A 12,184-nucleotide genomic window follows, 5' to 3' on the forward strand; every position below is an offset into this window, starting at 1 on the left:
CTTACATTTTAACTGTGTCAATCACGTCTTCATAATGCAGAACTTGCGGAAACGGATCGTAATAATCATGCAGCAATTCCTTCCACTTCAAATATTGAGGAGACTGTCTAAATCCAATTTCGTGCGCTTCAACCGTGACCCATTCCACTAAAAGAATATATTGATTTTCAATTTCTACACATTTTTTCAATGTATGTTTGATATAACCTTCAATTGAAGAAATATATTGACCTGCAGTTTGAAAATCAATTTCGAACTGATCAGACAGACCTGGTTTTACATTTAATATAGCGAGTTCTAGGATCATAGGTAATAAAGTGATAGTGAAACTTCCGGATATACAATCTTCAAATATAAAGATTTGTCTGCCTCAGTAAAGCATTCCATTTTTTCGGATCAAAAAACGGAGGGACATTGCATAAAAAAAACCTTCATCTTTCGATGAAGGTTTCTGCGGGCTGACAGGGATTACAGTCGAACACTTAATACCGTTTTTAACGTTTTTGGATGGGGTGAAATAGCTGATAAAAAATTTAAACATTCCTATAAACATAGTCTTTACTTGTATCCATCCGTACTTTACTCTTTAACAGGTTTAAGTTTATACCTTTTAGAAGTGAGTAATTGAAAAGCATAATTTGCAGTATTGAATCGATTGCACCAATGCCGACATCGTTTTTTAATTTCTTCATCAAAATACTGTTGATAAGGATAACCAATTTTAGGTGAAGCGTAGTTGTTACATACTACAATATATTTTGATAGGTTCTCTTTATTATATTCATCATTCAGATTTTTTAAGTCATCCCGAACGACTTCTACTGAAGGCTCTAAATTATCAAGATTGATGTTTTCCAAGTAGTCTGGTAGAGCAAAAGGTTTTCTTCCTTTTGGTTTTGATGCAAGATACTCATCAATCTTGCTTTGAAAACTATCTTGGCTTTTCTTTAACTCCATAAAGGAAGCAAGGTCAACATTGCGGAATTTAAGTTCCTTAGCCAATTCGATTATGCTAGATCTCTTATAGTACCGTGTCCTTACACAAGTTCAAAATCTGTTAACCATTCACCACGCTGAATCTCTAATTTTCTATATTCCTTAGTCGCTTTTTCGATTGCTTCGATAGAAATAGGCAATTCAATTGACTGTTCAGATATACCTGCGAGTTTGTAAACAATTGCTTTGAGGTCTTTTAACTCATCTAAAATTTGTTTTTCCATACATCTATTATGGTTGTCCGAATTTATTTTGCAAGGTTTTCAACATATCACCTGCAATAGGTTTTGACGTTTTGGTTTTATCATCGTCAGCTTCTACTGTTGATGGTACCGAGTCTTTCTTATCTTCATTGTTTAATTTTTTCAGGTCTTCACCGTCTAAATAAACGTCAAAGTCTTTTTCTCTAAACCAATTTCTACTTATTTCGTTATTGTCACTTTTCGGTTTTGGATTAGCTTCATTTACCTTAAATGTTGTTGGTAAGTTTACAGCGTGACCAAATATTAAGGCGTGTTGTGTCGGTATTGATGGTAGTCTTTTTAATATGGTTTCTGAAATATGAGGTGTTATTTGCCTTATGTGAGATAAATCTTCTGGATTTTGAATTCTGTGCACAATAAAATTACTACACTGAGATAAAACAGTTCTCGAAAGTTCACTTGGTCTTTGCGAAGAAACAAGCAAGAACATACCATATTTTCGCCCCTCTTTGGCAATGCGTTCAAATATCCTGTTAGCATCACCAAATACTTTACCTGAATCAGTTGAGATATATCTATGAGCTTCTTCCAATACAAGATTTACGGGAAATGTATTTCGATATTTTGCAACTTTTAATTTTTCAAAAATTAATCTTGAAAGAACACAAGAAATTACTTCAACAGTTTCATCATTGGCTGAGTTTAGGTCAATAATTATTACTTGTGATTTTTTAGTTTTTTCTTCAAGACCTAAAAATTGGTTCAAGTAAGCATGTTGTTCAATATTAGTTTTGTTTTCTGTCAAGAAATTAAAGTCATCTCTCTCCTTTATACTTTTAAATCTGGTAATTAATGATGAGCAATAATCTCTGATTTGTCTATTTCCGTGTGCCTCTTCATAGAGTATAGCGAGGTCTAACGCATCTTCTAATAATTTGAAATCAAAGTCCTGATTAGATTGATAAGAAGGAAGATAAAAGTTGGAGGATAAGAACATATAGTCGCCCTCGTCAGTTCTTTGTTCCAGATAATCAAACAAATGCTGAATACCTTTCATTTCCCCGAAATGAATGAAAAGACAATTCTCAATTGTACAATTTACAGTCTTAATTCCATTGTGAAAAGTAGCGCCATTAAAATTAATTGACAAATTAATTTCAGTCGTGTAGAATTTTTGCAATATTGATTTGATTCTGTCCTTTTTCGAAGGACTGCTTGTTTCATCCCTTAATATTTGAGTAATACAAGAGGCCAGTATATGATTTTTGACAGTGTTGGTCGCTCCCGACTGAAACAAAACAGCAAGAGCTAAAGCATTTCTTAAAATAGGCAATTGCGATTTTTCACTTGCTTTTAGTAATAATGCCCATTCATCGATATCCAAAAACCAATGTGGCAGAATAAAACTTTGAATTATGCTATCCTTTTCCTCAACTTCATCGATAGCAAAGTTTTTGACTTCAATATTAGTATTCCCCTCTCCAACATGCTCAAAAGCTTGTCTGTATTCTCCATTTACATCGAAGAATATAAATGTACTTCCTGTGGCACTGTATTCATCAAACTTGTATAGAGTTTGTAACATAGAAGCTATGGTACAGGATTTTCCACTCCCTGTATTTCCAAGAACTGCTGAATGACTACCAAAAAACTTGTCAATATCTATTTTTACAGCATAGTCAGGGAAAATAGTTGATTTTCCGATAGGTAGAGAAGTGTATTTTTCTTTACATTGACAATTTCCATTTTTACATCCCTCATTATTCTGACAACTTTTTTCTTTTATCTTGTTCGTTTTGAAAATCGTATCTAATTCCTGCTCTTTAATATAAAGCACATCAGAATATAAAGTAGGGTATACACTTACTCCGAAATCAAAATTAGATTCATTCTCTTTGTTTGTTTTGATTGTACCAATAGGCAAAACCTCCAAAAACTTTCCCGCTTGGATTTTGCTTAAAATCTGGTCGGTAGGGTTAGAAAAAGGAACATTCAGGTCTTTTTCTCTAACACCAGCAACTTCTGCAACAATATAGTAATTTTGGTATGGAACAATTACATAGCTGTTCAATTGAGCAAAATAATGAATATCATCAAATCCGCTCACGTTGAAATTGTCAAGACCGCTTAATAATTCAACCGAAAATCGGTCGGAATTAATGGCTACAACTTTACCAATAACCCTTTGCTTATCTTCCTTTGTCATTTTAGCAAGTCTTTTAGGTTATTTATTGTTGTTTCCATTTTCTTATCCAAATCTTCTGCCGTCAGGTCAGGCATTATTTCTTCAACAAATCTTTCAAAATAATGTAAAGGCGTGTCTGAATCATCATTTCCACCAATTATCCAAATTCTTGAATCGTTTAATTTTTGCAATTTTCCAATTGCATTCCAATCGTTTGGCTCTCCAATGACAATCAACCTAAATGATGGAATGGTAAAGGCTTGAAAAATCAAGTTATTTATATGCTCGTCACTAAAACTGTATCCTATTGTTACAAGGATATTATTATTCTGCATTAGTTTCTTCTGAAACTCCCGAAACAAATCAGAATAAGGACTTCCCAGACTTGCATTGTATTTCAAAGGTGTAGGATGAATCATGATAGTGTCCTTATCCTTTAATACCTCGAACGTTGGATCTTGTATTTCCCTTACTTTAAAGAGCTTCGTTCCTCCTTCTTCTTCAATCCAATTGACTGAACCATGAATTTTATACAAATAAAAGAAGTTGTCAATTACACTCCATTTGGATTGTGACAAATCCATTTTTTCCGCAAGGGCATAATTGAAAATCGCTGGGTTGAAAAATTTGCTTATCCCTCCTGTGAAACCATTCACATAGTGTATTCCCAATAAATCCATTGCACGCTCCGAATACAGATCATAATTTGTTGTAAAGATATTTAGGCGTGGTAAGGTTGGGTTTCGTGTCAATAGCTTTCTGTAAAACTGCTTATAAAGTTCAATCAAAGGCAAGTCATTGCTCGGATTTTCTTTATCACTTTTTGTATTATCTTCATTAAGACATTTTTGTAACAGGAAATTTCGGGCTTTCCAAACAATAGATTCTATTTTCTCAAAATGTGTTAACTCATTGAATGCTTTACCATCTCTTACATTTTTTAATGCCTGTTCTTTCTCTTCTTTGCTGAGAATATTTGATTGATAAAACGATAGGCTGTGTAATGTTGATAAAAATACTTCAAGGTTTTTCGCAAAGATTTCTGTTTCTACATCAATGCTCAGTTCATCCTTTAACCACTTTTTTTCATCTTCAAAATTGTCCGCATTATAGAACTCAATAGCCATTGGAGCCATAACAGGAATGCCGATTTGAGTTTTCTCTTTTTTTAACGGGTTTTCTATGTCGGCATCTTTTGTTTCAAGCTCTTCAGTTACTTCTTCGCTTGTCGGAACATCAACGTTGTCTGTTGCTATTTGTTTTTCATCAGTTACTTCGATTTCATAAGAAGAGCATCCACTCCCTAAAAGAAATGAAAGGTTTTTATTATCAAGAACTTTTAAAAAAGAATCTTGAATTTTGTTTAATTCAACTTGTTCTGTTTCTTGGTCATTTTTTGATTCAAGAATGTTCTCCTTTCCTTTGTGAAAAAATATTGCCATAATCCTTCTATTTAAAACGCTTTAAACTTGTCGCCCATATTATGTTTCAGATTTCATTTTTTGTAGTGTTTAAAGCAAACCTTTTATTAGGACATCGTTTTTTTACACGCGTGTGGCTTGTACGGTTCTGCCTCAAGTTCCTCTGTCCAAAGTTTACTTCAATTTATCTATAAATATTTTATTACGTTGTTTTGCTCGTTCAAGTAAAGTTGAGTATTTAATTACCTCTGTATAGATAGAACCATTGGTTCGTCCGTCGAAACCAATCACATTTTCGGACGGACGATATAAGTAGTCAAATTGGTAAGAATGCTCGTATCTACTTACCGTTCCTAAAACATCTCTTGGCTCAATACTTTCTCCTAATAAGTAACCGTAAAAAGTTGTTATTTGGAATTTATCTTCGGTATAGTTACGAATTAGATTTGCATATCTATCAATCTGTGTCAAATGATCAGAAGCATTTACGTGTGGGGCTTTAAACTCAATGATGATGCATTTCCCTTCTTCAGGAAAAAGTAATACATCTGGTCTTTTGATTTTTCTGTTTTCTCCTAATGAAGTTAAATAACGCTCTTCTTCCTCTGAAAATTTGTCTTTAAAAACTTTTTCTCCGTCAATTTCTAATTTGCTCAACTGTTTTTCTGAACTTCCTTTGAAGTAAATAAAATCTTCATTGATTATCCATAAATCGCTGTTTGCGGTATTTGTTGAACCTTTTTGAAACAGTAAATTGTGTATCAATGCTTCATCATAATTTTCTTTCTGTTGTTGAACCGTTAATTGTCGAGCTAATATTTTATCCAATAAGTCTAAAACTAATTTTCGTCTTGCTACATAATGCGTTAAAGTTTTTTTGTTTTGCATAGGAATAGCTTTAACAAGCCTGCCAATTTCTTTTTCTAATTCTTCTTCATAATTCGGACTGCGAGTATCAAGTTTATCCAAGTTGTCTATTGATTCCTTAATTTCAGCATCTATTGAAGCTGATTTTTTTGCTTCTGCTTCATAGAATTTTTTTAGAATGTCACTTTGACTGTCATTAATAGATATACTAATATTTTTAGCTGTTTCGTCGTCCAACAAAAACATTTCCTTCAGTTTTGCAAAGTCTTCTTGGTGTTTTTGTTTCACTTCTTCAATTTCAGGATACATTGTATCAATGGTTTTATTTACTTCTTCCTGAATATCTTCAATTAGTATTTCTTCCTGATTAGCAAACAGGTCTTTTTCAAAAGAATCTTTGCTTGGAATGTTCAAAACACCTCTTAAATTGCTATCTCTTTCATCAATATAATTGCTTGAAACCAAGAACAAATATTTGTTTCCTTTTACATTGTCATTCCCTGCAAGACTTTCGAGGTTTACTTCTGATTCTTCAATAACTTCTCCTTTTGAAACCAAATTGAGTTTATTTTCTCGTAAAATACTCTTTGAAATTTTAAAAGCATCAATTACAAAACCCTCTGTCTTGTCAATTTTTTCGATTCCGCTATTTCCTTTTTTAGAATATTGAAGTTTTATAGATTGTGTTTTATCTATATTTGGAATGTCCGTTTGTGAAATAGTGGATTCACTTTTTAGTTCAGATTGCACATAAAATTCAATCTTTATCTTTGGTAATTTCCCCTTGTTGTAACAGAAATAATGAATATATCTTTCAAGTAATTTTCCTTTTAGCGTTTGTTCGTTTAAATCATTATAAACGCCACTATTTTCTAATAGGGTGCTAAAAGAAACAATGGTTTCGGTATTGGAAATATCCGTTTCTTTACAATGTCTGTGTTTTACGATAGCATTTTCTTTCAAAAAGTTTTCTTTTTTTGAAACAACAAACTCACGCTCAAAATACTTTCCGTCTTTTTCAAAAACACTTTTTACAGTTGTGTTGTCGAAATAATGCACATATTGTATCCTTCCGGAACCTAAATTTTTAAATCCTTTGTCAGTTAGTTTGAATGTATTGAAGCGTTTAAATTCCTCATCGTTAAAACCAATTCCGTTGTCAGTTATAGACAAACTGCTGAACTCTGTACTTTGTACCGTTGTTTCCGTTGCATATATTTTTATCAGAATTTCTCCCTTATAATCGGTATTCGATTTTTGTTTGATTTTGATTGCTTCCAAAGCGTTAGTAAGGCACTCAAAAACTGGCTGTAATGCTGTTTTTGATTTTTTAATGTCGTGCAATACACCAACAAACGATAAATCTTGCGCTTTTATGAATTGTTTATCTTGGTACAACATTTCCATTTTTTTTAAAACGCTTTAAACTTATCGCCCATATAGTGTTTCAGATTCCATTTTTTTGTGGTGTCTAAAGCACGTTCTAAAACTATCAGCTTTTGGTCTGTATGGGATTTGAAATATTCTACGGTTTTGTCTGCTAACGTGCCATCCAAACAAAGCAATGTTTCTTTTTCTCCGTCTGATGCTAAGAAAATTTCATTCTTCTTGAATTGCTCTTGTTGGGTAACCGTGTAATTAAGCTTAAAGCCGTTTTTAATCAATATTTCGGTAATGAGTTCATCACGGTTGAAAGCGGTTATTAATTGTGCTTCTTTGTCGGCAATGTATTTTTTCAATGCTTCTACATTTTCCTCGTCTGATTTTTCAGGGTCGGGAGCATATTCTACTCTTGGGAAGTTGGATTTTGTCAATTTGAAGACTTTGAAACCAAGTCCATTTAGCTGATTTTCATTATCTTCCTTTTTATTAAATAAATCAGGTTGTTCGTTTTTCTTTTCCTCAATGATTTTTTTAATAACACGCTTGTTACGTTCTATCGTAATATCACTGATTTTTTTGAAGCCATTTTTGAAGGCAACACTTTGTTCATTACATTTCTCTGGTAATTGAACAAGAATGAACTTAATGTCTTTATCGGCATCGTTATTTAGTTCAAATATTGCTTGTCCTGTTGTACCAGAACCTGCAAAGAAGTCTAATACCAAATCGCCTTTTTCTACTGTTAATTCAATACACCTTCGAACCAATTTTACTGGTTTTGGGAAATCAAACTCTCCTTCAAAGCCTAAGTTTTTGACTTCAACGGTTCCTGTTTCGGTTAAGAAAGGATTCTCATCCCAAATAGACTTAGGCTTATATGTCGTCTTTCTATATTTTTCATAAATACCAAAACTCCCATCGGCTTTTGCTTTAGCAACAATATTACTTATCAACGTTTCTTTTTCTAAATTATTAATAAGCTTCGTTGTTCCCCAACGCCAACAAGATTCGACACCTTTTGAATTGAATGGTTCTACCTTAACTGTAAACTCATCTGTTTTTTCTAATGAGATAGGACAGAACCCATCCTTGTCAATCAGATTAGGATTGACGTATATAGGATAAAATAGATTCGGCCTATTATGTTTGCCGAATTTAGGATTACGATTCCTCAATTCTCTAATATTGAAGTTCCCTATATTGTCCAATAAATTTAGGTCAGAATTATCATTATTTTTTTCCAATTCCAATAAATCGCCGTCTATTGATTTGGTATATACAAGAATATATTCGTGAGTTTTTGCAATTTGATTGTATGTTTGCCCACGGCTGTTTGAACGAACTATTATTGATGAGTAAAAATTTTCTTCTCCAAAAACTTCATCACAAAGTTTTTTCAAATGATGGATTTCATTATCATCCAATGATATAAAAATCACCCCATCTTCACATAATAACTGTCTTGCAATGAGCAAACGGCTATACATCATATTCAACCAGTTGCTGTGAAAACGTCCGTCTGTTTCGATATTGCTGTCAATTTTATAACCGTCTTCAGTAATTTCTGTATCTTCCCAATATTCTTTCCTGTCTTGGTTGAACTTATCAGAATACACAAAATCGTTTCCAGTGTTATAAGGCGGGTCTATATAGATACATTTGATTTGCTCCCGATAGCTTTGGCTCAATAATTTGAGTACGGCTAAGTTTTCGCCTTCAATAATCAGGTTTTCACTTTCGGTTGGGTTTACGCTTCTCGCTTCATCATAAATCAATGTAGCATCAGTAGGCGTAAAAGCTTCACGTTTGGCGTTGCTCTTGCCAAACCAACGGAACTCATAACGTTCAGTTTCGTTTACGCTATTAGGGTCAATTACTTTTTTAAGTTCATTGATATTCAACTTACCGTCATTGGTAAACAAATCAGGCATCAACCTCTTTAGTTGTTCCAAACGTTCTTTATTCCAATCGTGCGATTGGACATTTTCAAGTGGGTTGTTTGTATATTCTTGATTGCTCATTATTTTTCTGTTATTGCGTTAATGTCTTTTACAGCCTCATCTTTAAAATACATATAGTCTTTTACCGGTGCTTTGTATTTTACGTCCACACCCAGCGCATTGAAATGCTTAACCGCACAAAGAATTTTATACACTTCACTTTCTTTCAATGCTTTTTTATCGTTGATGTCGTTTGTTCCTTTGGTTTCTATGACAAAATAAAACTCACTCTCTTTGCCATCTCTCAATTGTTTTCGTTTCATCACGATACCAAAATCCGGCTCATATTCTCCGATAGGTGTCGGGATTTTATAATAGCTCGGTAGTTTTAAGAAACAAACCAGTTCGTCATCACGGTCTGCGCCAATGGCAAACTTTCTCTCCACTTCGCTATCAATCAACATTTTGTCAAATACCCCTTTTCTTGGTGTGTCCACATAACCACTACCGTAACCGCTATCTTGAATATTTTTAACAAAGTCATCAAATTCAAAAGGAAACGTTTCATTGGTCAGATGATAATCCAAACCCCGAAGCATTTCTTCCAATTCTATGTTCTTTATCAAATTGGCGGATTGATGAATGTATTGTGGTGGATTTTTGGCAAAGTCTTCGTGATTGTTTAATTGCTTTACAATCTTAAAAAGCGAATTATAAGACAGCCCTGTATTTTCGCTTAGTTCTTCCAACAAATCCAAAGGTGTATAATATGCCTTTAGTTTATACGTTTCTTTTCCTGCAAATTCATCCTGAATGCCACTTTCGCTAATATCCCCAATCGTTCGGCTCGATACTTCTGCCTGATAATCGGCTATTGAAATTGCATTTAATGCTTCTATACTTCGTGCAATTAAAGCCTGTTCGTCAAAAGCAACCGAAAAATTCGTTTTCTTAGCCAGCGCTTCCCAAAACCGTCTGAAAGCCTGATTGATGGTTTCGTTTTGATTGCGTTTGAAATGTACTTCGTTTTGCGGTTTGCCTTTATGTGTATGGGTCATTCCTGCACCTGCGGAAGTTGTTCCATAAATTTCGTTGATTTCTTCCTGATATTGGGTTACAAAGGTTTCATAAGTTTCATTTGGAATTACGGTCAACTGGTTGATACGTTTGTCTTCTGCTACATCCAAAGCGTCATAAACACGCTGTCCGTCCTGATTTACGGCAATACGCAAACCACGACCAATTTCCTGACGCTTTTTGATTTCAGAATACGAATTGTTCAGCGTGGCGATGTTGAATATATTGGGATTATCCCAACCCACACCCAAAGCAGAGTGTGAAAAAATAAACTCAATTTTATTCGCTACGGAATCTCCATAAGACAATAACTCTTCTTTGTCCTTTAAAATAGCATCAAAAACATCTGAGTTTTTACGCATGGAAGTTTCATTGTCGGTAAATTCTCCTTTTCCTGTTTTGGCAAAGTAAAATCCCTGAATGGCTTCAATGTGTTCGTTTGTCGGAATTTTCCCATCGTGAAATTCGGGATAAAGTGCTTTGTATTTTTCCATGAAAAGCTTCTTGATAATGGGCTCTTCACTTACATAGTTGGCTACTTTATCAATGAAAACCAAAGAAAGACATTTGATACCCCGTGCCTGTAATTTTTGCTTTTTGGTAAAATGACGGATAATCAGCCATTCCAGTTGCAAAGCCCAAATGCTTTCTATATTTCCTGAAGTTTGCTTTTCAAAAATCTGCGTTCCATTAGTAAAAGTGACTGACCATTTTTGTGTTCGTAAACTCTTATTGATTCGTTCAATACGATATTTGAGATAACTCGGATTATTCGTTATTGTTCCCAAGTTATCTCCGTCTTTCAGCCATTTGGTTTCTTTGAATTCTATCTTGCCACTGGCGGATTGATGCCAAGCTTTGATTTTTGCCCTTATCGGATTTTTACCATTTTGTATTTCGGTCAATTCCAATTTAAGCGTTGCTTCATCATTCTTTTCCGTAACGGTCAACACCTCAATTTTTTTCACCAATCCTTGCTTGTAACTGTCATAAGGCGTAAGGCGGTAAATCAGATTTTTGACCACTTTGTGCGTAGCCGAATACCGTAGTTTGAAAAGCGGATTAAGTTTAGTGATTTGTTTAACGGAGTTAGCCGTATCCATTCCTTCCTGCGGTTCGTCCATTACAACAATCGGATTGGTTCTTCCGATTGCCTCGATAAATGGAACATTGGCGAATAAATCTTCACGTTTTGCTTGATTCAGGATTTTGTCTTCCGAGTTGAACGAAGCCAGCGTCATAATCATTATTTGCGGATGTTGCTCTTCGATGAAGTTGGTTACTTTACTTAGCTTCTTACTGTTATATTCAAAAGATTTTGGAACGAATCCGTAAATATCTTCCAGTTGCTTTTCAAATGTATTCAATGTTTTCAGAACCCCCTGACGAATGGCAACTGACGGCACCAAAATAATAAATTTTGTAAAGCCGTAATGTTTGTATAACTCGCAAATGGTTTTAACGTAAACAAGCGTTTTACCTGTTCCTGTTTCCATTTCAATAGTCAGTTCCTTATCTTTCGAAACCTTTGCCGTTTTTTCTTCAATTCCGTTTTCTGCTAAAACATCTTGTATGTTTTCTGAAATTTGTTCATCAGACAACGTGCAATTATTGGAGCGAATGCCCTCAAAACACGAATTGTCGAACGTATTCTTAATATTGCCATCAAATACTTTAACAACCGATTGAATGGCAACTTCCTGATACTTGAGTTCTTCTAATTTTATTTGCATTAATCGTTGTTATTGGTTTTATTGTTGTATTTGATTTTTTGTTCGGCTACTTTCAACGCTTTTGTTCCCAAGTCCTCATCCTTAATTTCATATAGAATTTTGTCGCTCAAATACTGGATTAAGAGTTCATCTTTATCTAAATCAAGAATTTCAGCAAGCTTTATGATTTGTTCTTTTGTCGCTTTTCGTTCGTTTCGCTCAATCTTACTAAGTATGGCGGTATCTACGTCTAATTCTGCACATACGTGTCGTAAAAGTAGTCCTTTCCGTTCCCTTGCTTCCCTAAGTATTTCGCCTGTTGTGGTATTTTTTTTCATTTGTCAAAAGACAATTTTAATTTTTAACTTGACTTATTTTGTCAAATATAATGAGTTTTTAT

The 12,184-nt window shown here is 34.0% G+C and carries 9 protein-coding genes; all 9 read right to left on the minus strand.

Annotation, left to right across the window (positions count from 1 at the left end; translation table 11 throughout):
• Position 1: 1 nt before the first annotated feature.
• Positions 2–307, minus strand: a complete 306-nt coding sequence (locus I6J03_RS21685) for an antibiotic biosynthesis monooxygenase family protein (protein ID WP_003006330.1) — start codon at positions 305–307, stop codon at positions 2–4.
• Between the two features lie 272 nt (positions 308–579).
• Positions 580–1,002, minus strand: a complete 423-nt coding sequence (locus tag I6J03_RS21690; protein ID WP_003006332.1) for a hypothetical protein — start codon at positions 1,000–1,002, stop codon at positions 580–582.
• 35 nt (positions 1,003–1,037) lie between these two features.
• Positions 1,038–1,220 (minus strand): hypothetical protein, encoded by a 183-nt coding sequence (locus I6J03_RS21695; RefSeq protein ID WP_003006335.1) that lies wholly within the window; start codon positions 1,218–1,220, stop codon positions 1,038–1,040.
• A gap of 7 nt (positions 1,221–1,227) precedes the next feature.
• Positions 1,228–3,405, minus strand: coding sequence for an ATP-binding protein (locus I6J03_RS21700; protein WP_003006338.1), 2,178 nt, complete (start codon positions 3,403–3,405; stop codon positions 1,228–1,230).
• On the minus strand, positions 3,402–4,826 hold the full coding sequence (locus I6J03_RS21705) for an SIR2 family protein (RefSeq protein WP_003006340.1): 1,425 nt from the start codon (positions 4,824–4,826) through the stop codon (positions 3,402–3,404). The genes I6J03_RS21700 and I6J03_RS21705 overlap by 4 nt, the downstream gene beginning before the upstream one ends.
• Positions 4,827–4,979: 153 nt before the next feature.
• Positions 4,980–7,073 carry an ATP-binding protein gene (locus I6J03_RS21710; RefSeq protein WP_157600431.1) on the minus strand — a complete coding sequence of 698 codons (2,094 nt, stop codon included), beginning with the start codon at positions 7,071–7,073 and terminating at the stop codon, positions 4,980–4,982.
• An 11-nt stretch (positions 7,074–7,084) separates the two neighbouring features.
• On the minus strand, positions 7,085–9,076 hold the full coding sequence (locus tag I6J03_RS21715) for a site-specific DNA-methyltransferase (protein WP_003006346.1): 1,992 nt from the start codon (positions 9,074–9,076) through the stop codon (positions 7,085–7,087).
• Positions 9,076–11,805 carry a restriction endonuclease gene (locus I6J03_RS21720; protein WP_003006349.1) on the minus strand — a complete coding sequence of 910 codons (2,730 nt, stop codon included), beginning with the start codon at positions 11,803–11,805 and terminating at the stop codon, positions 9,076–9,078. The genes I6J03_RS21715 and I6J03_RS21720 overlap by 1 nt, the downstream gene beginning before the upstream one ends.
• A complete protein-coding gene (locus I6J03_RS21725) occupies positions 11,805–12,122 on the minus strand; it encodes a helix-turn-helix domain-containing protein (RefSeq protein WP_003006352.1) in 318 nt (105 codons plus the stop codon). The genes I6J03_RS21720 and I6J03_RS21725 overlap by 1 nt, the downstream gene beginning before the upstream one ends.
• Positions 12,123–12,184: the final 62 nt, after the last annotated feature.

The sequence above is a fragment of the Sphingobacterium spiritivorum genome (genome assembly GCF_016724845.1).
GTDB lineage: Bacteria > Bacteroidota > Bacteroidia > Sphingobacteriales > Sphingobacteriaceae > Sphingobacterium > Sphingobacterium spiritivorum_A.

Coding starts and splice junctions, on each gene's coding strand:
- I6J03_RS21685 (WP_003006330.1), bottom strand. CDS start 307: ATGATCCTAGAACTCGCTATATTAAATGTAAAACCAGGTCTGTCTGAT.
- I6J03_RS21695 (WP_003006335.1), bottom strand. CDS start 1,220: ATGGAAAAACAAATTTTAGATGAGTTAAAAGACCTCAAAGCAATTGTT.
- I6J03_RS21700 (WP_003006338.1), bottom strand. CDS start 3,405: ATGACAAAGGAAGATAAGCAAAGGGTTATTGGTAAAGTTGTAGCCATT.
- I6J03_RS21705 (WP_003006340.1), bottom strand. CDS start 4,826: ATGGCAATATTTTTTCACAAAGGAAAGGAGAACATTCTTGAATCAAAA.
- I6J03_RS21710 (WP_157600431.1), bottom strand. CDS start 7,073: ATGTTGTACCAAGATAAACAATTCATAAAAGCGCAAGATTTATCGTTT.
- I6J03_RS21715 (WP_003006346.1), bottom strand. CDS start 9,076: ATGAGCAATCAAGAATATACAAACAACCCACTTGAAAATGTCCAATCG.
- I6J03_RS21720 (WP_003006349.1), bottom strand. CDS start 11,805: ATGCAAATAAAATTAGAAGAACTCAAGTATCAGGAAGTTGCCATTCAA.
- I6J03_RS21725 (WP_003006352.1), bottom strand. CDS start 12,122: ATGAAAAAAAATACCACAACAGGCGAAATACTTAGGGAAGCAAGGGAA.